Source organism: uncultured Psychrobacter sp., from assembly GCF_947488565.1.
In the GTDB taxonomy this organism is placed as follows: domain Bacteria; phylum Pseudomonadota; class Gammaproteobacteria; order Pseudomonadales; family Moraxellaceae; genus Psychrobacter; species Psychrobacter saeujeotis.
Genome location: NZ_CANKZC010000001.1, coordinates 338660 through 361782 on the forward strand (window position 1 = coordinate 338660; position 23123 = coordinate 361782).

Here is a 23123-nt window from a genome sequence, read left to right on the forward strand (position 1 = left end):
ATGTAAATCTATATAATACACACCCACAGCAAGGGGAGTTATTCATAATATCTCTTGTTGAGAGCTAATAAAACACTGTGCTTTATGCTCTAGAATTTTCTCTTTAAAGAAAATTCTCTTGCGAAGCTAAAATTGCAGTGCTTTTTTTATACGCTTCTCAGGGTGATTAGCTCAGTTGGTAGAGCGTCTGCCTTACACGCAGAATGTCGGCGGTTCGAATCCGTCATCACCCACCACTTATTAGCAAGTGGGCCTTTTATAAAGGCAAGATGCTAAGACGACCTAAGCAGCGGTAGTTCAGTTGGTTAGAATACCGGCCTGTCACGCCGGGGGTCGCGGGTTCGAGTCCCGTCCGCTGCGCCATATTTTGTAAACAGCTAAAACGAATTTAGACATTAAGTTTAAGCAAGTTTCGCCTCAAACATTAGATTGTTTGAGGTTTTTTTGTGTCTGGGTTTCTTTTTATACAAACACCTACGATTAGTGTAATGCAGCTGATTAAAAGCAGCGACATTGCTACCAAAATGTTTTGAACACATTTTCTATTAATGTTAATTACTTCTTGCAAAAAGTTATAATAACTCACGTTCTGTCAGTACTTTACGCGCAATACGAAAACATTCTACCCCTTGTGGCACACCGCAATAAATTGCAATAGCATGAATGGCGGCTCGAATTTCTTCCACAGAGCAACCATTATTGATTGCCCCATTTAGATGCAACTCCCATTCATGCATTTTTCCTAAAGCGGCAATCATGGTTAGATTCATTAAAGAACGAGTCTTAACATCAATAGCTGCATCACCCCACCCAAAACCCCAACACCATTCGGTCATGGCTTCTTGAAATGGTCGATTAAAATCATCGGCAGCCTGTATGTTTTTATCGACATACTCCTCGCCTAAGGTCGCCTTACGCTGGGTGAGTCCTAATTCGAAACGTTGTTTATCCATGATTGTTTCTCACTCTTGTTGGTTAAGAAGCAAGCCCATACGACATGCTTCATCAATATGTTTTTGACAAGCTTCGATGGCAGCTTTACTGTCGCCATTAGCAATACCATCAATGATATCTTGCAAATTATCAGGACCTTTATTCGCACGCTCCGGCGTAGACAAAGTCATAAACCGTAAACGCCCAATACGTCCATTTAACTTATCTGTCAGCTCCCATGCTACTGTCATTCCCGCTATAACAAACAGGTACTCATAAAACAAACGCGAGTGTTCTAGAGCGCAAGCAACGTCTCCTGCATGAAGTTCAGCTCTAATTTGAGTCAATCCTCTCTGTAAAGTGCTTACTATTTTGGGAGTTACTTGTTCGGCACAATGGCGTACTGCCTCACTTTCAAGCATGGCACGTAATTGATAGATCTGGCGAATTTCACTGTTTTCTAATACTGTCACTGAAGGACCACTTGAGGTGACAGTCACCAAATGCTCGCTTTCTAAGTGCCTGATGCATTCACGTACTACTGTTCGGCTAACGCCTAACTGCTCACCAATTGTACGTTCTACCAATCTTTCACCTGGCTCAAGCTGACCTACCATAATCGCCATACGCAGTTGTTCTAATGCTGTTTCTTTTAAAGTCTTTGGCTTCTCTACTCTCTCTAACATTGGACCTTTACTCTATCGAAGATAAAGAGATTATAACGATTATGAAAAAAAAAGATAGCATTCTTTGTCATATCATATTATGGTATACCATATTACGGAATATACTATGTATCTAAAAAGGAATCTACCATGCTAAAGCCAGAAATTAGAAAAATTGTTACTTTTGAAGAAGAAACTTTTATTGAAGGTTTCAAAGCTACTGACACACCGTTACGACTGTTCGCTGTTGCCGCTGTGATTACTAATCCATGGGCTGGGCGCTATGTCGAAGACTTAAAACCTGAAATCCAAGCATATGGTCCTATTTTGGGTAAGCTGATGACTGATAAGATAATTAACTTGGCTGGCGGGGCAGACAAAATACAGGCTTATGGCAAGGCTGCTGTCGTCGGGTTAAACGGCGAAATCGAACATGCCTCAGGTCTAATTCATACGTTACGTTTTGGCAATTTTTATCGTGAAGCCTTATCTGCGAGTAGTTATTTATCATTTACTAATATACGCGGTACAGCAAACTCCCCCATCATGGTACCGCTGATGGATAAAGACGATGTAGGTCGACGTTCACATTATTTGACCATCCAATTTGCTATCCCAGATGCGCCTCGTGATGATGAAGTCGTGATTGTTTTGGGAGGAGCAACTGGCGGGCGGCCGCATCACCGTATTGGTGATCGCTACCAAGATTTGAAAGACCTCGGTCGCGATTTAGACAATCCAGCAGCCGTATAAGGAGCAATCACTGATGAAGTGGTCACGTAAAACCTCTAATGGAATCGCTTATCATTACAAAGGTAATGATAAGGCTAGTAGCACTGTTAATGAAAAAACTACTCCAATCGTTTTTATACATGGTGTAGGTTTGAGAGCAGAAAGCTGGAACCAGCAGTTATCTGCATTTACAGAGCGCTATCGCTGTTATGCGATCGATATGCCTGGACATGGGGAGAGTGAGTTACTACCTAACCCCTCGTTGACGTTGCAAGACTTTGCTGACGTGCTAAAAACATTCATCGATAATGTTATTGGCGAGCCAGCAATCATCGTTGGACATTCATTAGGAGCAATGACAGCGTTACAAACCGCGGTATCTTACCCCCAAGTAGTACGCGGTATTGCTGCATTTAATGCCATATATGAACGTCCAGATGTCGCGGCTCAAGATGTACAAGCTCGAGCAGAATCACTGCTAAACAACCTTGAACAAAATGTCACTGACCAACCGATTGCTCGATGGTTTGATGGCGACTCTCAATACCGCTCAGAAGCAGAATTATGCCGAACATGGTTGGATAATGGCAATCGCTTAGGATATGCACGGGCTTATCAAATGTTTGCCCATTTACGTGGTATTGCAGCAGCTGATTTAAAGTCCATTACTGTGCCTACGTTATTTCTAACAGGCGAATTGGACATTAACTCTAAGCCTGAAATGTCGTTGGCGATGGCAGAACTATTACCCAGTGGTCACGCGGTTATCGTACCTGGTGCCCGCCATATGACCCAAATGACCCACGCTGATGACGTTAATGCAGCGTTGGCGACGTTCTTTACTCAATGTGAATCGCATAATATGACGCTTGCTTAATTTAAAAGCATGCTTAATTTAAAAGAAGAGGTACTCATGAAGCAACTTGACTCTAAAGCCTTACGCAATGCTTTTGGCAGCTATATGACTGGCGTTACTGTGATAACTGCTATGACTGATGATGGTAAACCCGTCGGCTTTACTGCAAACTCATTTACTTCGGTATCACTTAAGCCACCACTATTATTAGTGTGCCCAGCAAAATCTCTATCCAGTTTTGATGTGTTTGCCAACTGCGAAAACTTTGCCGTCAACATTTTAAGCGAAGACCAGCAGAACATCTCAAATATCTTTGCAGGTTCAAAAGATGACCGTTTTAGTCAAATTGTTTGGCATACAGATGAACAAGGTAATCCAATCATCGATGGTGCCTTAACACATTTTTCTTGCAAAACGGAGCGTAATCTTGAAGCAGGCGATCATCACCTTTTGGTTGGCCAAGTACTAGATTTTTCAGCTCGTGAAGGGCGCGGATTAGGGTATGCTTCTGGCGGTTATTTTAGCTTAGGACTAGAACGCGAAGCGGCAGAGATTAGTACCCAGCAACAACAAGTCAGTGTGGGTGTGATTATCGAACACGATGGAAAAGTGTTATTGAGCCAAAGTGACGGCAAAGCCAACCTACCAAACACTATTACTGACGATAACACCAATGCTTTCAGTACTATTAAGCAGTTTTTAGCAGAGAAAGGTATTGACGCTCAGCTAGGTGCAGTCTTCTCAATCTATGAAAACACAAAAAACAATAATAATTATATTTTTTACCGAGCCTTTGCAGAATCGGCAGACACCAAAGGACTGGGGGAATATGTCGCTATCGATAGTCTTGCAGAACAAAATTTTGCGACTCAAGCCATGGCTACCATGATGAATCGCTACGCCATCGAAAGCAAAAATGGCTTTTATGGTGTGTATGTTGGCAAAGAAGAGTTTGGCAAGGTCCATTAAACTTTACATTTATCGTAAATACTACAGAAAAAGTCAAATTAAAAAACGAGCAAAGGAGTTGCGTTATGAGGTTTTCATTATTTTTACACATGGAACGAATTGATGAATCACAAAGCTATCGGCAGCTATATAACGATTTTATTGAGCTAGCAAAAATGGCAGATCAAGGTGGAATGCATGCCATTTGGACTGGTGAACATCATGGTATGGATTTTACCATTGCCCCCAATCCGTTCTTAAACTTAGTAGATTTAGCCCACCATACCAAAAATGTTCGACTAGGTACGGGGACCATAATTGCACCGTTTTGGCATCCTATTAAATTAGCTGGTGAAGCGGCGATGACTGACATTCTCACCAAAGGACGATTGGACTTAGGTATTGCTCGCGGGGCTTACAGCTTTGAGTATGAGCGTTTAATGCCAGGTATGGATGCCATGGAAGCTGGCGGACGCATGCGCGAGCTTGTTCCAGCGGTTCAGAAACTGTGGAAAGGTGATTACGCCCACGATGGCAAATATTCGCAATTTCCGGCTACTACATCAGCGCCAAAACCTATACAAGAAGGTGGCGTACCTATGTGGATTGCTGCGCGCGACCCTAATAGCCACAACTATGCTGTTGAACATGGTTGCAACGTGCAAGTCACGCCTTTATGGATGGGTATTGAAGAAATCGAAACTCTAATGCAGCGATTTAAAGATGCCAAAAATGAGTACGGGCAAGATAAAGACCCAAAAATCATGCTCTTACAACATGCTTATGTAGGCAGTGATGCCGATGACGTTGCTGAAGCTGCAAAATCCATTAGCCGCTTTTATTGCTATTTTGGCTCATGGTTCAAAAATGAGCGTCCAGTCACGCAAGGGTTAATTAAACCCCTTAGTGATGAAGAAATGGCAAAAATGGAGATGTACGCTCCTGAAAAAATGTTAGAGAACATGCCTATAGGAACACCTTATCAGGTCATTAAGAAGCTCAAACACTATGAAGCTTTAGGCTATGACGAATTTTCATTTTGGATTGATTCTAGTATGACTTATGAGCAAAAACGAGACTCGTTACGCCGATTCATCGATGAAGTCATGCCAGCATTTTCGTAGCCTCATTAAGACTCATCACTTATCAATAGATGAGCAGGTAATTCAATAAAAATATGGAGAATAACGATGACCAAACCTCATTATCAACTGTATATAAACGGTGAATGGTGCGAAGGCAGTAGTGACCAACGCATGGACAGTCTAAACCCTGCAACGGGCGAAGCATGGGCAACCTTCGCTTGTGCTGACTCAAGCGATGTCGAACGCGCCGTCAGTGGTGCAAAAGCAGCTTTAAATAATCCTGAGTGGGCAAAAATGACAGCAACACAGCGAGGTAAGCTACTATACCGTCTCGCTGAACTGATTGAAAAAAATGCTGAGAAACTTGGAGAAATAGAAACGACCGATAGCGGAAAACTGGCACATGAGACTGTGGCCCAAACACGTTATGTTGGTGATTATTATCGTTACTTTGCAGGACTTGCCGATAAGATTGAAGGAGCAACACTACCGATTGATAAGCCTGACATGCATGTCTTTACTCGCCGCGAACCAATTGGTGTCGTCGCGGCAGTTGTACCGTGGAACGCACAGATGTTTTTGACGGCAACGAAGCTAGGGCCTGCACTAGCAGCAGGTTGTACTGTAATTCTAAAAGCTTCAGAAATAGCACCTTGTCCTATGTTTGCCTTTGCCAAGCTGGTAGAACAAGCAGGCTTTCCTAAAGGGGTGATATCTATCATCACCGGTGATGCTGAAAATTGTGCTATTCCATTAACCAGTCATCCCGATGTGGACAAGATTGCCTTCTGGTGGACCTGATGCCGCACGTCATGTGGTTAGAAATTCGGCTAATAGCTTTGCCGTAACAAGCTTAGAGCTGGGCGGAAAATCCCCGATCATTGTCTTTGATGATGCCGATTTAGAAAGTGCGGCTAATGGCCTCATTGCGGGTAACTTTGGCGCATCCGGTCAGTCTTGTGTAGCAGGCTCTCGTGGCTTTATCCAGCGCTCTATTTTGCCTGAAATCATCAAACGCGTAGAAGCGAAAGCTAAAAATATTGTCATCGGCAACCCTCTTGATTCTGCTACTCACGTAGGTCCTTTGTGTACTAAGGCTCAAGTAGATCGTATTAAAGATACGTTAGAAAAAGCAGTCTCACAAGGCGCTACTATTCGATTTGGCGGTCACCCTCCTACAGACGCAACTTTAGCAGGAGGCAACTATTTCAGCCCTACCCTAGTAGAGTGCCCTCATACTGATATTGAAACGCAAACCGTTGAGATGTTTGGACCTGTGATGTCCCTAGTGGCTTTCGATACTGAAGAAGAAGCCATTGCTATGGCAAACGATAGCGTCTATGGCTTAGGATCTGGCGTATTTACCCAAAATTTGGCTCGCGCACACCGTGTCTCACAACAAATTCGTTCGGGTATTTGCTGGGTCAATACCTATCGAGCTATCTCCCCTATGGCTCCGTTTGGTGGTTACAATCAATCAGGTTACGGGCGTGAAGCTGGTAGCGAATCGGTACTTCAATATACTCGCACAAAAACGACGTGGATTAATGTTTCGGCGGAACCGATGGCTAATCCTTTTGTTATGAGATAGTGCGATATTAGGCTATCAACCAATGTAGTTCATTGCATTCAGTTTTAAGGAAAAAACTATGCCTATCCGACCTCCCATAAAAGAGTTAAATATCAAAACTCACGATAAAGGATTTTATAAGGGTTTTAATCGCATTGTCACCATAACTTCAAAAGTTTTGGTGACCTTGGTCGTTATTTGGATTTTAAGCGATATCGAACGCTCTGGTGCTATCTTAGATGTTATGAAAAACTGGTCGTACACCAATCTCAATAGCTACTACACCTATTCTGTAGCGTTCTATATTCTTGTTTGCTTAACCGTTATTTTATGGCCTTCATTTGGTCGTACCAAGCTTGGCTCTGATCCTAATGGCAAGCCAGAGTTTTCAAATTTTTCATGGTTTTCTATGATTTTTGGCGCAGGCATTGGTATTGGTGTACTAACCTATAGTGCCGCTGAACCTATTTGGCACTTGGCAAACAATCCCGATACCATCATGGCAAAAGAAGTGATTTTATCGACATTGAGTACAAGCGGTACTCGATTGCCAGAAGGCGCTGATGTCTTTGCATTTTATCAAGAGCAAATTACTGCTAATACCTTAGCACCTATTGATGGCGTGATAATTCCCAAAACCGAAGCTGCCTTAGATGCAGCCTTTCGCTACTCCTTTCTTCATTGGGGTATCAATGCATGGGCAACTTATTGTCTAGTTGGTATCTGTTTGGCCTTTTTTTGCTATTCTCGCGGCTTACCGCTGACCATGCGCTCAGCTCTTACACCCTTATTTGGTAAGCATTTAGAAGGACCACTAGGGAACATTATTGACATATCTGCGGTAATTGCTACGATATTTGGTATTTCTCAAACCATTGGTATAGGCTTAAGCTCCTTTGCTTCAGGGCTATATAGTATTACAGGTATCGCCTGGTTGGTGACCGACCCTGTCAACCCTGAGCCAACCACAGGAGCATTGTTGCTATCGCTATTTGTGGTAATGTGTCTTTCGATAGGCTCTGCTTTATCAGGAGTTGGACGCGGTATAAAATGGCTTAGTAACATCAATATGGTGTTATCTTTTTTACTTTTAGCATTTTTCTTAATTTTTGGCGCGACTATGTTTGCCTTAGAGATGCTAGGAAAAGGTATTTTTAGCTATGTCGTCAACCTACCTGCGATGGTCATTACTGTCTGGGATCCCAATACTGAACTAGGTGCTTGGCAAACCAGCTGGTCAATTTTTTATTGGGCATGGTGGATTGCTTTTGCGCCGTTCGTTGGTATATTCTTGGCTCGTATCTCCAAAAACCGTACGATTCGTGAATTTGGTTTAATCGGTATTGTAGCGCCTAGCCTGACATTGTTTGTCTGGTTCTCCTTTATCGGTGGTACAGGTATTAATTTAGAGCTAAGCGGTATTGCCGGCGGTAAGATTTTTGAATCAGGATTGACCGCTCAGTTGTTTGAAATCATTGGCTTTATGTTAGATCCTGCTATGGCCAATATGATGTCAACCATGGTTGTTATATTGCTACTTACTTACCTAGTCACTTCTGCTGACTCTGCATTATTAGTTGTCAATACGGTCAATTCTGGAGGTAAAGTTAAAGTAGAAAATAGCTCAAAACATATAATTATTTGGGGCGTTGCATTGAGTTCTGTGATAGCGGCATTGCTATTAGCTGGAGGCTTAGATGCTATCACCTCCGCTATGATCATTGCAGCAATACCCTTTTCGTTTATCATTATTTTGATGGCTATTAGTTTATTAAAGGCATTGATTCTAGATAGTATGCGTTCAAGAGAACCTTGATGAATGTCATGTTCAAAACAAAATATTTATACGTTTAAAAAAATCACCTCAAGTATTCGTTTACTTGAGGTTTTTTTGTCTAATAGATTACGCCAGTATTCTTAAACGAAACTCTATATCTCTACACTCAAAACTAAACCCGCCAAACAGTACCTCCCTTCTGATTATCTATTTCAAAATCAATAATAACCGTATTTATACCATCGACTTTATGCCTGTTTATTGCTACAGTAATTTTTCGTTGTTGGTTCATAATAGCTCTCAGCACCGATCCTTTATGACCTCAAACTTGTTTTAAATTTGACCTATTTTTCTACTATTGTTCTAGTATTTATTGATATTCGAGACCTTTTATGATGTTAAATAAGCAATATGCGATCCTACTGCCTATACTATTAGCAGCTGGTTGTGCCACTCAACCGACAACGCAGCAACCAACTAAGCCTGTGCGTCAAGGCAACGTTCAGGTGACACAGACTCAAACTATTAAAGTAAAACCTGCTCCTGTTATTGTTCAACAACAGACGGTCATTACTCCTAAACCTAGCTACCGCAGTTTTTCAGATTGGAAGTCAGACTTTTCTATGCGTGCTATGTCTGCCGGATATAGCTCATCCGATGTTCAGCGTTTACTCAGCTCAGCCTACCTAAACGAGCAAGTTATTTCACTCGACTCAGGTCAGCCTGAGTTTTCTAAAATGCCGTGGGAGTATGCAGACTCAGCGGCGTCAGATGGACGCATCGCAACTGGTAAACGTAAATTTGCAGAGCAACGCTCGTATTTATCAAGTTTAGAATCCCGATATGGTGTTAATGCAGAGATTATTGCTGCGATCTGGGGTATGGAGTCCTCGTTTGGTGCAGTCACTGGCAACAGCTATTTACCAAGTGCACTTGCAAGCCTTGCCTATGATGGACGCCGTCAAGAATTCGCTGAAACTCAATTACTGTCACTTATGCAGCTATTACAGCGTGGCGATGTATCTTGGTCTCAACTTGAAGGCTCTTGGGCAGGTGGTATGGGACAGACGCAGTTCATCCCTGATACTTGGGTAAAACATGGTGTCGATGGCGACAGTAACGGTCATCGCAATCCATGGTCAACGGCTGACGCGCTGGCATCAACCGCTAACTACCTGAGCAACTCAGGCTGGGTACGCGGTCTGGCACCATTCTACGAAGTCACCTTGCCAGCATCTTTTGATTACTCTACGGTCAGTACCAAGCAGCCTGCTGCTAGATGGGCAGCCCTCGGTCTCGATACCATTGATGATGTAAGCTTAGATGCCAATACGCAGATGGAGCTTTGGCTACCTGCTGGTAAAGATGGCCCAGCCCTACTGCTTAGCCCTAACTTCGATGTGATAAAAGTCTATAATAACTCATCAAACTATGCATTGGGGGTCAGCTTATTAGGTAATGCAATCGTTGGAAAAAGTGGCCTACGTAAATCATGGCCGCGTTATGAGCGTCCACTATCGACCTCACAAGTGACCCGTTTGCAACAGCGCTTAACCAGTGCAGGCTATGATACCAAAGGCGCTGATGGAATTATTGGCACCAATACTCGTAAGGCATTTCAAAGCTGGCAGGCTAACAATGGACAAACACCAGATGGTTTTATCAGTCAAAGTAGTGCCTCGTCGTTGACTAGTTGGTGAGGCTATCTTAAATTAACTATTAGTAATATATGGCTCGATATAGTCGACCTATTAATAAAATAAAGGGAGTGACGGTATTAGATACTGTCGCTCCCTTTTGAATACTTAACCTATATATAACCATATATCCTAAACTAGGACTTTCAGACTCAATATATAATTAGTCATCATCATAACGAAGCAGAAAAACTAAGTTAAAGGTGCAGCTTGTAATCAAAATACTGTCTAAAATTGTGACTTCGTTAGCTATTATAAGTTACCACTACATACCGACAATAATGGGATGGGTGATGTCGCCCATAATGAAATCGATAAGTACGTGCTGTCCATGACGCTTTGTTCAGTGCTGTCATTAATCTGCCAATGGTATCTGGGTCAATACATTCCAGTTTTCATTTAAGCAATCACCAACATCACATACAATATCGACCCAATAAACCATGTGGCATTGACTGCAATCCCTGAATACCATTTCAGCTTTACCGTTTGGTTCTCATTATCAAAAGCCGCTTGGCGCTCGGGTGTAACGGGCAAAATATTGTAGGGATTGTTCTGACCATCCCACATAAGCCGACGTTGTACTTCAGGATGCAGTGCAGGATTAGCACTAGATTGATAGATATTACCTTCAGCAAGATCTAAAAAGCTAACTGTACAGGCGCGTAGCCAGCCCATGATAGTGACTTCATGGCGTAATCCTGTTAAACCTTTATTCTTTTTTTCTTGAGCAATATCAGCACAGGCCAATAGTGAGGTACTGATATCGGTAGGACAGGCGTGGGCATATCTCGGATCAAGCGGTAGCTCATCCGCTGGACGCTCCATATAGGTGCGGATAAACGTCCACTGGTCATAAGGGTTGAGTTGCATGTCTTCAAGATTGATGTTTTGGATGCTTTGAGTTGTCTTAGGGTTAATTACATGCAGATTTAAAGCCTCAAATTCGACGCCCTTATTGTGTCTGACTGAGGCAACAATGTCTTTGTAATTAATTAGATGAAAGATAGGCTCTTGCTTGCGATTGTGCTCATAGTAGGCAATTTGTTGGGTCTGTTTTAGTAATATGAGTTTGTTGGAATAAGACTTTTTACTTTTAAATTGCTTGTATGCTAAGTACGGTAATAATCCAAACATTAAAAAATTTAAAATAATAATAAAAAAAGCTAGGAAATAATCAAATATAGACCCATCTTTAATAACTGCCATAACCATAGCCGTCATCAAAAAAAACGACTGCCCAAACAACCAACTAAAGGCGTAAGCCATTAAAAATCCAACCAATTGATACGAGTTAATAATAGGATGAAACAGTAGATAATCTGGGTTGACCTCGTGCACATCACGGCTAAGTTTTTCTATGCTAGGTATTTTCTCTCGATAAGCAGGTATAGTTTCTTCATAAGGTTTACTTAATAGCTTTCCGATAGGATGAGTATTGTTTGGAGGATTATAAATCATTATTTTCTCGCAACCTTTAATACTTGTTGTTATCTAAATAGCCAACGTCTTTTAAAGGATATGACGGATTGCGGCTAGTATCAGGCGTATAAGTCACAATCACTTTTGCCCTACTAATACTATGCGGTTTAAACTTTAATAGCTGAGTATTAATAATATACTGATCGTCTGACTCTCCTTTGGTCACTACAGGCCTTAACTGCTCAATAGCTGATGATGCGATACTACTAGCAGAGGGTTTGCCACTGGCAGAGTGATAGAATGTCGCTTTATATAAATTTTGTTCTCTGCCGTTTTTATCAGCGACGACTTCTATCGTCAACTGGCTTGCTTTGTCCCAATTGCCAATGTGAACCTGACTTTCAAATAAGGTCAGATGCTCTCGCACACTGCCAAAGACTGGCGGTAGCCTTATCTCACTGTTTGATTCTGTTTTGTGCTCCACAGGCACATTACCTTGAAAAGTTTGCAAACGGTTATTGGCTAAGAATAAGGTGGATGCGGTGATAAAGCCGCTAATGTCTTCTGCTAAGCTGTTAAAATCAGGCTTTGACTGGAATGGATTTATTAGAAAGTAGTCCTGTGTTCGCATGGCTTTATTGCCAAAGACACTGTTGTCTAACCAATATTCGATAAGTACGTTTTGTTTATCATCAAATTTGAAAGCTAGACGTTGAAAAGTATAGCTTAAGGTCATGCCAATAAACATAATCGCTAATAGTGGCAGTGCAGGTAGCACGGCAGCGGGCGATGCTATCGCTAACAAGCATAGATTGAATCCAGCATAAGCTGAGACGCCTATTGAGAAAGCAGCGGTACCACTAAAAATCCAAGATTCAGTATTCCCATCATTAAACTTACGATAACCATAAATCGCTAAGCTTCCCACTTCAAATGTCGCGCCAACTATCCCTATCCACCCTGCTCGATATATGAGCTTATTGGCAAAGCTAGTCTTACCTAATACGCTAGCATCTAGCCAATAGTGGACAGGTAGAATATGTCCTTTGTCATAGCAGAAGGCGACCCACTGGATGATAAGGCTTATGCCCCAAGTAATTGCCATCATTGCTCAACTATTATAAGCCACCACAGCCCATACAAATAAGCCAACGTTAATCAGTATGATACATACCCATCTGACATTAACCTCCCAATTGCTACCTTCAAAGGCTAATCTGGCTTCATCAGTTATGAGCTGTATCGGATACGAATTATCTTGACCGTCCCAAGTTAGTAGCTTTTGCACGTCAGGATGTAAGATAGCGCGTTTGACGCATTGATAGTGACTGCCTTGGAATAAGTGTCCTAGGACATACAATGAAGACATGAGTAACATCACAGTTGACCCTGCCCCGTCATGTTCATTACTCAGCACTCCGTGCTTACGGTAGAGGATGTCACTACAGGCAAATAGTGAGCCACTGGTATCCGTAGGATAAGCTCGGCATTCTTCATGATCTATGGGTAGCGCTTCGCTTGGGCTTTCCATATAGGTGCGGATAAATGCCCATTGCACTCTAGGATTGACGTTATAGTCTTCTAATTTTAGATGATGGGTGATATCTCCGGTCTCAGGATTAGCGACATATAAGTTAAGCGGTGTGTACGCTCGATTGCCTTTGTCTTGATGCAGGTCTGGATGAACGTCTTTGTAGTCTACTATTTTTAGCTCGTAGGGTTGTCTGATTTTCCATAGCGGACGATAGTAGTAGGCTATCTTTTGCTGCTGCTTTAAGAAGTAGTATTGGGTGCGAAACGGTTTCTTGGTAATGAATTGATAGAGAAGCAAAAGCAGAGGTATTCCCGCTGCTAATAAATAAAGTATCGTACCTACGATGTTTATTAAACCCCATCCTTCAGGTCTTACGTAAACGTAAGTAATGTCGTCATAGATAAAATTAGATAGGAACAAAGCTGATACGTAAACCCATGCAATAATAAAATAAAAATACCAAAAATAAGCAGGGAAAAAGGTCAGATAATCGGGATTTATGTTATGGATTTCTCTATTCAGATAGTCGATATCACTTTCATGATCCTTAAGTAGCGTCTTATCTATAAGCTGAGTGTATGGACGCTCTATAGGATTATTAAGCTCACTAATATGAGTAGCAAAGTCGTTGCGTAGTTGCATTTATTATCTCAATCTCAACTATTATAAGCAACAACAGCCCATACAAATAAGCCAACGTTAATCAGTATGATACATACCCATCTGACATTAACCTCCCAATTGCTACCTTCAAAGGCTAATCTGGCTTCATCAGTTATGAGCTGTATCGGATACGAATTATCTTGACCGTCCCATGTGAGTAGCTTTTGCACGTCAGGATGTAAGATGGCGCGTTTGGTACATTGGTAATGATTACCCTGAAATAGATTACCTAAGGCTATTATTGAACCCATTATAAAGACCATGATTTGACCACCGCCAGAATGATCGCTAGGCAGTATGCCGTTTTTGCGATAGATAATATCAGCGCAGGCAAATAGTGAGCCACTGGTATCCGTAGGATAGGCGCGGCATTCTTCATGATCTATGGGTAGCGCTTCGCTTGGACTTTCCATGTAGGTGCGGATAAACGCCCATTGCACGCGCGGATTAACCCTGTAGTCCTCAAGTTTAAGATGATGAGTAATGTCTCCAGTCTCAGGGTCAGCGACATATAAGTTAAGCGGTGTGTAAGCTCGATTGTATGGATCTTGGTGCAGGTCTGGGCGTACGTCTTTGTAGTCTACTATTTTTAGCTCGTAGGGCTGTCTAAATTTCCATAACGGACGGTAGTAGTAGGCTATCTTTTGCTGCTGCTTTAAGAAGTAGTATTGGGTGCGAAACGGTTTCTTGGTAATGAATTGATAGAGGATTAGAATTAGTGGTGTACAGGAAACTATAAATAAAGCTATTAGGAAAAAAATATCAAAATAGAAAATCCACCCTGAAGATGTCCCTTCTTGAAACATCTTTCTGTAAAATATATCCCCAATGAAAGTAGCTACAAAAAAATGTGAAGAAAAATACACCCAGCCGATAACAAAATAAAACACCCAAAAGTACGCAGGTAGGAATGTCAAATAATCAGGATTGACATCGTGAATTTCTTTATTTAGATGTTCAATATCTTCAGTACTTTCTAGTAAGCTTTTATCTATACTAGCGGTATAAGGACGGTCAATAGGATTGTGCAGCTCACTGATATGTTTAGCAAAGTCGTCGCGTAATTGCATGATGCTATCTCAATCTCTATCAACTATTATAAGCAACAACAGCCCATACAAATAAGCCAACGTTAATAAGTATGATACATACCCATCTGACATTAACCTCCCAATTTCTACCTTCAAAGGCTAATCTGGCTTCATCAGTTATAGGCTGTATCGGATACGGATTATCTTGACCGTCCCATGTGAGTAGCTTTTGCACGTCAGGATGTAGGATGGCGCGTTTGGCAGTTTGATAATTATTTCCTTGCAATAGATAGCCAAGTGTAAATAGTGAGCCTATTATAAAGACCATAATTTGACCACCGCCAGAATGATCACTCGGTAATATACCGTATTTACGAAAGACGATATCGCTACAAGCAAATAGTGATTTACTGGTATCAGTGGGATAAGCCTCACAGAGCTCAGGATCTATCGGTAAGTCGGTGGCATTACTTTCCATATAGGTACGAATAAATGCCCAATGCACACGCGGGTCAACACTGACATCATGCGGTTTTATATGGTGGGTAATATCTCCTGTGTTAGGATTCGCGATATATAGATTTAATGGAGTGTATGCTGTGTTATTTTTGATGGTGTGTATTTCAGGAATGAGATCTTTATAATCTACTATTTTTAACTCAAAAGGTTTAAAAAACTGTAGTAAAGGGCGATAGTAATAAGCGACTTTTTGCTCTTTCTTTAAAAAGTAGTACTGGATACGATACGGATGTTTTCTAATAAATTGATATAAGAGTAAAAGGATAGGTATTCCCGCTGCAAAAAGATAAAGTAAGGTACCTATGATATTGATTAATCCCCATCCTTCAGGTCTAACGTACACGTAAGTAATGTCATCATAAATGAAATTAGACAGGAACAATGCCGTTATGTAAACCCACCCTATTCCAAAATAATAATACCAGAAATAACTTGGTAAAAACGTCATATAGTCAGGATTAATATTAGCAATTTCTTTATTTAGATGCTCGATATCCTCACTATCTTTTAATAACGTTTTATCTATCTTGCTGCTATAGGGGCTTTCAAGAACTTCTTGCAACTCATTAATGTGTTTGGCAAATTGACTATGTTTGTCTTCAATCATTGATCTATCTCTATTAGCTGGTCACCGTCGTACGCAGTTGATAATATGGATTTATACTTGGGTTTAGTGAGTACAAAACTACCACTCTTAACTGTTCAATCTGACGGTTAGGATTAGCTTGTGCTCTCTCTCTCGCTTCTTGCATTTGCTGTATCTTATTGGGGTCTCGCGTGCCTTCTTTGTATGAGCCTAGGTATTGTGCTTGAAAGTGACTGGTTTTAGGTATATCTAAGGTAACTTGTAGTCCTGCTTCGGTGATCATTGCTTTGTTTTGTCGCTTAAGCGTCTCTATGCTAAAGGACTTTCTATCAAGTCCCAGCTCTTGATTGCCAATACCGATAAACTCTACGACAAGCTCGCTATCATCATTCCACTGACTCAACGTTATCTCTATTTGTCCCGATAATGTTTGTCTAAAATCGGCAGTGTTTGTTGCAAATTTTGGATTAACTTGTATCTCAGTCAACGCTAAATTATAAGCATGCATGTCTTGCTCAATGCTGCCCATTGCCTGTATCTTAAACGGATTATTAGGATACTCGTCATTTAGCATAGCTCTATTGCCAAAGACGCCAGCGTCTAACCAATAGTGAACAGGCAGAATATTCCCTTTGTCATAGCGAAAGGCAATCCATTGAGCAATCAAGCTGACGCCCCAAGCAATTGCTATAATAGCGCCAAGCCAAGGTAATGCAAAAGCGCCTATACTTGTAAATGATAATAACCCATAGCCAAAACCAGCGACACCTGCCGTTACTGCCGCACCTTGAGCAATAGTTATAGCATCGGCAGAAGTCGTACTACCACTTTCTTTCATCCGTTGCTGACTTAGCTCCAAACTATGTACCTCAAACCCAGCACCGACAGCGCCAAGCACACCCACGCTTAAACTAAGCCTTGCCACCCAAGCACCACGCGCCGCTTTCATCTGTAGTCCCGCATTAGCGACATCAAGGCTGGCAGTCGTGAGCGCAAGCGTCGTACTGGCATAACCTGTCATAAACTCAAGACCCAAACGGTCGCCTCTACGCGCCATACTACCAAGACTGCTCTTGCCCATCCATATACTACGTAACTGAAACAGACCAATACCTACTGATACTAGTGCCGCTTTGCCTGCTGATTGGCGCTCAAGCTGGCTGTATTGACCACTGATGGGGTCTAAATCCTTATTCAACTGCCCCACTTGACTATCAATATCTTGATTGACGGTCTGAGTGGCGCGCGCAGCATCCTCGCTTGCATACATAGTGACGATAGTACGAGCATACTGATCACCAGCAGCTGCCCTGTCATAGATATCTAACGCTCTTGAATCGACCCCGTGAGAGCCAACAAAGTCAAGCGCTATTGGCGTTTGTACAGAGGTGACATTACTGACAACTCTATTGTCTATACTAGCTGGTAGTAATGTTTGATGAGGTTTGGCTTTATTAATAGATCGGCTTAGACGCTGCTCGCTCCATTTAAGTACGGCTTCTGGACTGTACTTTAGAACTCTTTGCGCCAGTTTAAACCCTGTAGCTTGATGCACAGTGGCTTGTGTCCATAGATCAACCCTGTATAGCCACTTATTGTTATCCTTAATATGGCTCATATTACTACTGATCGTTTGAACAACTTGCGCTTTGTAGTTAGCAAGATCGTTAAGACGCTGAATATCATGAGCTATATTGGCTTTGATTTTTCGCTTTTGTCTTTCTGCTTTAAATGCCATTGCCCAGTTTGTCGCCGTACCGATAAAGTCACTGACTCGCGCTAGGTTTTCAAAGGTTGGTGCGTCTTGCATTCTATTGATGTCTTCTTGATTCAAACCAATAAGCGCTTTAATTAACCAGTTGTCTTCAATAGGTTTCTCGCCTGTGATACAAGTCAATAGCGATTGTTCAAACTCTTGCTTGGCTGTCATACCTGTTACTTGCTCAGGCTTATAATCTGTCCATATCGCATCTGGGATGCCGATGTTACTTTCATCAATACCGATACCCTGAATTGCTTGGGCGATTATTTGCGCGTAACCTACATGACTATCCTCATCATTTTTAGGGAAGTCTTCACGCATGATAAATGCAAACTCAGGACGTTTAATTGTGTTTACGAATATTTGTCGTGCTGCTGCAATGTCGGCTTTATCTTGACGACTCTTTTTTGCCTCCTCTAGGACAGTTTGGAATTTTGCTTGATTAATATAGTTATAAATGTTTTTATTATTTTTTTGGCTGATCTCATTGCGACCTGTTATGTGATAACCCATAGTACCAGGCGCTTGCGGTACAGTTGAATCGTACTCAACACTTGCTTCTAAACTTTGTCGGATATTAACAATAATGATAGCATTGACTTGCTCTCTTATTTTACTTTCATTTTTTTGAGCATCATCTAGTTTTTTAAGTAAGTAGTTCCGTTTCTCTGTCGCTGCTAATACCTCACCTACAGGATCTGGTAGGGCGACCATAATAGGCTTTATTTCCGAAGTAACAGATTCATCGTATTCTGCGATACTCCTCTCCATACTTCTATAAAGCGCTGTAGCGGCTACCGTACCTCCTACTATATCATTGCCTCCACTTTGCTCTGATACATCAATTCTACTAGCGATGTCTCTATCTTGAGCAAGTTGCTTACGCCGAGAGAAGCTCTTTATATAGTCAGTCTCATTCACGCTCATATTAACGGTATTGTTATTGCCAGTTAAGTCATCGGCAATGAACTTCTGCATGCGTTTATTACGTAAACCCTCGTTATCGATATACTTTCTTAATGTAGATTTACTTAGCTTGGCGTGACTAACCATCAACCATGCTATATCCCCTTGAAGTAAAGTAATAAACTTACTATCCAACGTACTGTGTTTTTTTTCTGTACAAGTAAATGGCTGTGCATCTTCGTCAATGTTATCGTCATCAGACTCATCTATATTCTGGACGTCTATTTGTCCAGACTGATTATGATCTTCTACAAAATCCTCCTCAAACAAACGTCTTTTTTCTTTTAGTGCACCATCAGACCCTGTGTAATATTCATACCAATAATAACCTTCATTATCTTCTACATAACAGTATAAATAAGAATGAGTGGGTATGCTTGCAACCGCATTGTGACTGGACGGTATAGGAGTAATAGAATGGGAAAAGTAACGCTCGTCTCTTGGCGATATTTTATAGTCTGTTTTACTCAATACTACAGGCAAAATCGGTATGCCAACTTTTCCGCACTTATAAGAACAGCTCGTTTCTGCGATAACTGTTATTTTATCTGCAAGCACTTCTACGGGCGGCTCATCGCTTTTAATTGGAATCTCATAGTTGTACTCTAATACTACAGGCTCGGATTTCTTTTTGTCTTGGTAACTTCTATGATTATTTGTCAATCTATCCATAAAACTTAAGTCACTACTCATCTCCCTACTCCCTGATTTCTAGGCTGCTCTAAACTCTCAACAATATTCTTAACTGCTTGCTGCTGCGTAGTTTGACTTTGAACAATAAGTAATGCTTGGTTCATCACAGTTTTATAGGATTGAGTGTTAATCACTATTCGTTCTTTCAGCTGCCGCAATATCATATTTATCCACTCCGCTTGCCCAAGCAGCTGCCACTGCTGCTGACTAAATCTAAACGGTAATGGTTTAAGCTGCCCTAAGGTTTTTTGAATATTAGCAGCTGGATAAGCCTCATTTGGCGTAGGTAAAGTCAATACCGTCATCTCACTATTCCAGTCAATATAGTAAATATGAGTCAATCCTAACTGATATACCTGCAGCTTTTGCTCAGCCGTCCAAATATGAGTCAATAGAGCCATGACTCTAGGATCCCAATAGCGCAAATAACGACGCTTGTTTGTCCCCATTCCATACGCCTGTCCTATCAGATATATACTATGTTTGAGCGTTTCAGTGATTGGTTGGTCAAACAACCATAGACAGACACTACGTGGATGCGGATGACCAGATATATCATAGGTGTTTTCATATAGTGCCAATGCTAGTAGCTGCTCAAGTAGCCGTTGACCTTTACTACTATCTAGTGACATCTCAATAAGTGCCAAATCATCGCCAAAGCTATGATGAATGCGTTTGGTGCGCTTAAATGGCAAATCTATGCCGCAGTCCAATAAATCAAAGACGGCTGTACCGTAAGTATTTAGATCGATAAGGACCGTCAGCGTTTGATATTGATTATCAGAGACTGTTAGATATAAAGCCTTAAGTTGCTTTTGATAAGCGTCGGTCGCTTGAAGATCATCGAGAAACTCTACTTTCGGTATTAGCATGCTTAGACTGCTCCACCTTTATTACCAGCACTACCAGTCTTGGCAACACAATCGGCAAGCTCATCTTGAGGCATGGTAATCGTTGGACCACGTTCACCCCCACTTCCCCAATCCACCTTACTCGCCTTATACCCCACTTGCTTGGGCGTAATAAAGGTCACCTTACCCCCTGATATCTCAATACCGCTACCAGCTGCTTTTAGGGTTAGGGTATCAGGGGCGATAAACTCAATACTATCGCGGCTATGGATTCGTAGCACTTGCTCGCTATCCAGACGCATCTCATCTTGATGGGCGTGCAATGTCACATCGCCGTACGCGGCGGTATGGGTTTGTGCTTTGTTACTGTAGTAATGGATGTCCCCTGCCACTAGCTGGTTCATCTGGGTTTGGCTGTGATGATGGGTGTTACCTAAAGCATGACTGTGCGTGCTTTGGGTGCTGGTCTGCTGGCTGTGTTGTCCACTCATGATGGCAAGGTGACGCTGGGAGTCGATGAGCACATGCGGCTGTTGCCATTGTCCTGATTCATTGAGGGTACTGTCATTGGTGTCACGACTTATCTCGGCAAAGGGCGTTTGGCTGTCGTCTTTATTACTCTTATCTTTACTTTTATTGTTCGTACTATTTAACCCGACAGGTTGATGCGCCGCTGCTAAGTCTTGATAGGCGCTTTGATGCTGATCAGCTGTCTGCAAGTTGCTATGACTGTCATGGCTCATGTGCTGCGTTGATTGCTGACTGCTAATATGCAGTCCGGTGCTGCCTTGTACATTTGATGCCGTTATAGTTTCAAGACTGATGCCTCGTCCACGTGCTTGACCACGAACATGGTCGCTGTGCTGGTACAGATGTCCGATAGTGAGGCTGGACTGGTAGCTGCTGCTATAAAGGTTAATCTGCGGACTCTCAGGGTGGGCGTCAAACATCAGCTGGTTGTAGCCGTTGATAGTGCTGTCTTTAGTCGCTTCTCCTGTACGGCTGGAGTCAATGCTTTGGGTTTTGATGCCGTCAATGGGATAAGCATGGCTTTGATTGATGAACCAAGCAGGACTGGTGGCATCAATGAAGTCTGTGTCACTGGCGATGCGGTTATGCTGGGCGTTATCATTGCCTTGTCCGTTGTGGGTGCTGCCGATGATAATCGGATGGGTAATGTCGCCACCGATGAAGTCGATGAGGACGTGTTGGCCGTGGCGCAGAGAATGGGTCTGTCCCATGTGGTCGGCGACTAAGTGGCTGGCGATGGGTATCCATTGGGCGCTTTGTTCAGTGCCAGTTTCTCCACTGCTATCACTTTCCCAGTGGTAGCGGATGTGAGCGCGGTGATTGCGGTCATTATCTACCGCACTACTGCTATTGGTGTCTATGATGCTAGCGCTCATGAGTCCTGTGAGACTTGGATGCGGTGCGCCAAGTTTAGTAAGCTGTTCACCAAAAGGAATATGGTGATGATGCGGAAATGGCAGATAGCAAACCGTGATATGGTGGACGTTGTCATTGTCATTATTATTGTTGTTGATGTCATCGTCATCGGTCTGCTGGCGCTTTAGATTGGGGTTGGGCTGTAGGGTTAAGGGGTCAAAGGGTGCTACGCCAAGCCAGTCTACGGGTATGTGGTTGTTGATACTATGATGGATGGAGACTAGGCTTAGGGGCTCGGTGAGATACGGGTTGCCGTCGATGTAGTGGGCGCTTGGTAGACTCAGATGGCGAATATTGCCGGTTAGGCTGCCAAGGTTGGCATGTTGTTGGGCGTGCTGCTGATAGCGGGTAGCAAGCGCAGTTAGTCCGTCGTCATTTAGGTAGCTATGACTGTGCAGGAAGCGGCTGTGGCTGCTTGAGCTGTCTGTATCTATGGCTTGCTCGCTGGTGCTGCTGCCGGTATAGGTGCCTACTAATCGATTGTCATAGCGATGTATGGCGCTTTGCTGGGTGTGCTGGCTTATTTGTGGGTATATGGCAGTGATACGGTCTTGTCTATCGGCGAGACTGGTGGAGTTTTGACTAAGGATACTCTGGATATCGTTATGATCTGGACGTAAGTCGCTATGGTCGTTGGGAATGAGTACTAGGGTGTGCTTGTCCGCCTCATGACGATAGTAGCCAGTAATGCCAAAAAGCGCCAAATACTGAGTCAAGTAAGCCAGATCCGTTTGGTTATATTGGACGCTGTGCTGTATATGGTAATTGCTGGCGCTACTTAAGCGCTCGTCAATCTCAACGTTTATATCGTATGGACTGATAATATCGGTGATAAGCTCGCTTAAGCTGAGATGATGATGACGGCGGTTATGACTGTTTAGGCGTAGCTGGCTAAGAGCAGGTTCACAGATGATGCGGTAAGCGGCCATGCCGCTGTTGCTACCAAGGGCGATGACTTCGGTGATGATGCCGTGGCGAATTTGACTCGGCAGTAGAGAGTCACCTGTGTGCCAGTGGATAGCGAGGCTTTGGCCTATCCAGTCTTTGGTATCCAGTCCTGCTTGTGGATGCAGTAAGGTGATGCTAATACGATAACCACAATAGAGGGCAAGCTGGCGCTGTTTATAGGACTGCTGACGTTGGTCTTGATGGTAGGGACTTGGATAAGCGTCAGGCGTTGGCATAAGCGCAGGCTTACCCCAAACGCTGTCGGGCAAAGGCAACCCCAGTAAGCTTTCAACCAAGTCAGCCTGCTGAATGAGACTGGTGGCAATATCAGAATGAGCACTACTCAGTTGCACACGCCGCTTTGTTTGAGTCCATACCATAAAGTGCCCTTCTCTATAAGTCCAAGGTTTAAAGCTTAAAATGACAAGGTGTAAATATT

At 42.6% G+C, this 23123-nt stretch carries 16 protein-coding genes, 2 tRNA genes and 1 pseudogene; 9 read left to right on the forward strand and 10 right to left on the reverse strand.

What is annotated here, in order from left to right; translation table 11 throughout:
• Positions 1–160: 160 nt before the first annotated feature.
• Both Q0890_RS01260 and Q0890_RS01265 read left to right on the forward strand, forming a co-directional pair.
• A tRNA-Val gene (locus Q0890_RS01260) sits at positions 161–236 on the forward strand.
• Between the two features lie 50 nt (positions 237–286).
• A tRNA-Asp gene (locus Q0890_RS01265) sits at positions 287–363 on the forward strand.
• Positions 364–572: 209 nt separating this feature from the next.
• On the opposite strand, the gene Q0890_RS01270 is transcribed toward Q0890_RS01265, so the two are convergent.
• Positions 573–953: a carboxymuconolactone decarboxylase family protein gene (locus Q0890_RS01270; protein WP_299216480.1), complete on the reverse strand. Its 381-nt coding sequence runs from the start codon at positions 951–953 to the stop codon at positions 573–575.
• 9 nt (positions 954–962) lie between these two features.
• A complete protein-coding gene (locus tag Q0890_RS01275; RefSeq protein ID WP_299216483.1) occupies positions 963–1619 on the reverse strand; it encodes a GntR family transcriptional regulator in 657 nt (218 codons plus the stop codon).
• Positions 1620–1748: 129 nt separating this feature from the next.
• On the opposite strand from Q0890_RS01275, the gene Q0890_RS01280 reads away from it, so the two are divergent.
• From Q0890_RS01280 to Q0890_RS01310, 7 genes and pseudogenes are all read left to right on the forward strand, one after another.
• The gene (locus Q0890_RS01280) at positions 1749–2351 is read left to right on the forward strand and encodes an amino acid synthesis family protein (RefSeq protein ID WP_299216486.1); all 603 of its coding nucleotides are present in this window, start codon (positions 1749–1751) and stop codon (positions 2349–2351) included.
• 13 nt (positions 2352–2364) lie between these two features.
• On the forward strand, positions 2365–3207 hold the full coding sequence (locus Q0890_RS01285) for an alpha/beta hydrolase (protein WP_299216489.1): 843 nt from the start codon (positions 2365–2367) through the stop codon (positions 3205–3207).
• 36 nt (positions 3208–3243) lie between these two features.
• Entirely contained in the window at positions 3244–4155 is a 912-nt protein-coding gene (locus Q0890_RS01290) for a flavin reductase family protein (RefSeq protein WP_299216492.1), read from the forward strand.
• Positions 4156–4220: 65 nt separating this feature from the next.
• Positions 4221–5258, forward strand: a complete 1038-nt coding sequence (locus tag Q0890_RS01295; protein ID WP_299216495.1) for an LLM class flavin-dependent oxidoreductase — start codon at positions 4221–4223, stop codon at positions 5256–5258.
• Between the two features lie 66 nt (positions 5259–5324).
• A pseudogene (locus Q0890_RS01300) lies at positions 5325–6810 on the forward strand (aldehyde dehydrogenase).
• A 58-nt stretch (positions 6811–6868) separates the two neighbouring features.
• Entirely contained in the window at positions 6869–8605 is a 1737-nt protein-coding gene (locus Q0890_RS01305; RefSeq protein WP_299216498.1) for a BCCT family transporter, read from the forward strand.
• A gap of 353 nt (positions 8606–8958) precedes the next feature.
• Complete coding sequence (locus tag Q0890_RS01310; RefSeq protein WP_299216501.1) at positions 8959–10266, forward strand: lytic murein transglycosylase; 1308 nt, start codon at positions 8959–8961, stop codon at positions 10264–10266.
• A gap of 396 nt (positions 10267–10662) precedes the next feature.
• Here the strand turns inward: Q0890_RS01310 and Q0890_RS01315 are convergent, their stop codons facing one another.
• The 8 genes from Q0890_RS01315 to Q0890_RS01350 are packed head-to-tail and all read right to left on the reverse strand — an operon-like array spanning position 10663 to position 23064.
• Positions 10663–11724 carry a hypothetical protein gene (locus Q0890_RS01315; RefSeq protein WP_299216504.1) on the reverse strand — a complete coding sequence of 354 codons (1062 nt, stop codon included), beginning with the start codon at positions 11722–11724 and terminating at the stop codon, positions 10663–10665.
• Between the two features lie 16 nt (positions 11725–11740).
• Complete coding sequence (locus tag Q0890_RS01320) at positions 11741–12793, reverse strand: hypothetical protein (RefSeq protein WP_299216507.1); 1053 nt, start codon at positions 12791–12793, stop codon at positions 11741–11743.
• Between the two features lie 3 nt (positions 12794–12796).
• A complete protein-coding gene (locus Q0890_RS01325; protein WP_299216510.1) occupies positions 12797–13861 on the reverse strand; it encodes a hypothetical protein in 1065 nt (354 codons plus the stop codon).
• Between the two features lie 14 nt (positions 13862–13875).
• Complete coding sequence (locus Q0890_RS01330) at positions 13876–14952, reverse strand: hypothetical protein (RefSeq protein ID WP_299216513.1); 1077 nt, start codon at positions 14950–14952, stop codon at positions 13876–13878.
• A 19-nt stretch (positions 14953–14971) separates the two neighbouring features.
• Positions 14972–16039 carry a hypothetical protein gene (locus tag Q0890_RS01335; protein WP_299216516.1) on the reverse strand — a complete coding sequence of 356 codons (1068 nt, stop codon included), beginning with the start codon at positions 16037–16039 and terminating at the stop codon, positions 14972–14974.
• A 13-nt stretch (positions 16040–16052) separates the two neighbouring features.
• The gene (locus Q0890_RS01340) at positions 16053–19439 is read right to left on the reverse strand and encodes a toxin VasX (protein ID WP_299216518.1); all 3387 of its coding nucleotides are present in this window, start codon (positions 19437–19439) and stop codon (positions 16053–16055) included.
• Entirely contained in the window at positions 19436–20311 is an 876-nt protein-coding gene (locus Q0890_RS01345) for a hypothetical protein (RefSeq protein ID WP_299216521.1), read from the reverse strand. Before Q0890_RS01345 ends, Q0890_RS01340 begins: the two co-directional genes overlap by 4 nt.
• 2 nt (positions 20312–20313) lie before the next feature.
• On the reverse strand, positions 20314–23064 hold the full coding sequence (locus tag Q0890_RS01350) for a contractile injection system protein, VgrG/Pvc8 family (RefSeq protein WP_299216524.1): 2751 nt from the start codon (positions 23062–23064) through the stop codon (positions 20314–20316).
• Between the last annotated feature and the right edge of the window lie 59 nt (positions 23065–23123).

Excerpts from the sequence above, each read along its gene's own strand:
- Q0890_RS01270 (WP_299216480.1), bottom strand. The coding sequence starts at position 953 with ATGGATAAACAACGTTTCGAATTAGGACTCACCCAGCGTAAGGCGACC.
- Q0890_RS01275 (WP_299216483.1), bottom strand. The coding sequence starts at position 1,619 with ATGTTAGAGAGAGTAGAGAAGCCAAAGACTTTAAAAGAAACAGCATTA.
- Q0890_RS01280 (WP_299216486.1), top strand. The coding sequence starts at position 1,749 with ATGCTAAAGCCAGAAATTAGAAAAATTGTTACTTTTGAAGAAGAAACT.
- Q0890_RS01285 (WP_299216489.1), top strand. The coding sequence starts at position 2,365 with ATGAAGTGGTCACGTAAAACCTCTAATGGAATCGCTTATCATTACAAA.
- Q0890_RS01290 (WP_299216492.1), top strand. The coding sequence starts at position 3,244 with ATGAAGCAACTTGACTCTAAAGCCTTACGCAATGCTTTTGGCAGCTAT.
- Q0890_RS01295 (WP_299216495.1), top strand. The coding sequence starts at position 4,221 with ATGAGGTTTTCATTATTTTTACACATGGAACGAATTGATGAATCACAA.
- Q0890_RS01305 (WP_299216498.1), top strand. The coding sequence starts at position 6,869 with ATGCCTATCCGACCTCCCATAAAAGAGTTAAATATCAAAACTCACGAT.
- Q0890_RS01310 (WP_299216501.1), top strand. The coding sequence starts at position 8,959 with ATGATGTTAAATAAGCAATATGCGATCCTACTGCCTATACTATTAGCA.
- Q0890_RS01315 (WP_299216504.1), bottom strand. The coding sequence starts at position 11,724 with ATGATTTATAATCCTCCAAACAATACTCATCCTATCGGAAAGCTATTA.
- Q0890_RS01320 (WP_299216507.1), bottom strand. The coding sequence starts at position 12,793 with ATGATGGCAATTACTTGGGGCATAAGCCTTATCATCCAGTGGGTCGCC.
- Q0890_RS01325 (WP_299216510.1), bottom strand. The coding sequence starts at position 13,861 with ATGCAACTACGCAACGACTTTGCTACTCATATTAGTGAGCTTAATAAT.
- Q0890_RS01330 (WP_299216513.1), bottom strand. The coding sequence starts at position 14,952 with ATGCAATTACGCGACGACTTTGCTAAACATATCAGTGAGCTGCACAAT.
- Q0890_RS01335 (WP_299216516.1), bottom strand. The coding sequence starts at position 16,039 with ATGATTGAAGACAAACATAGTCAATTTGCCAAACACATTAATGAGTTG.
- Q0890_RS01340 (WP_299216518.1), bottom strand. The coding sequence starts at position 19,439 with ATGAGTAGTGACTTAAGTTTTATGGATAGATTGACAAATAATCATAGA.
- Q0890_RS01345 (WP_299216521.1), bottom strand. The coding sequence starts at position 20,311 with ATGCTAATACCGAAAGTAGAGTTTCTCGATGATCTTCAAGCGACCGAC.
- Q0890_RS01350 (WP_299216524.1), bottom strand. The coding sequence starts at position 23,064 with ATGGTATGGACTCAAACAAAGCGGCGTGTGCAACTGAGTAGTGCTCAT.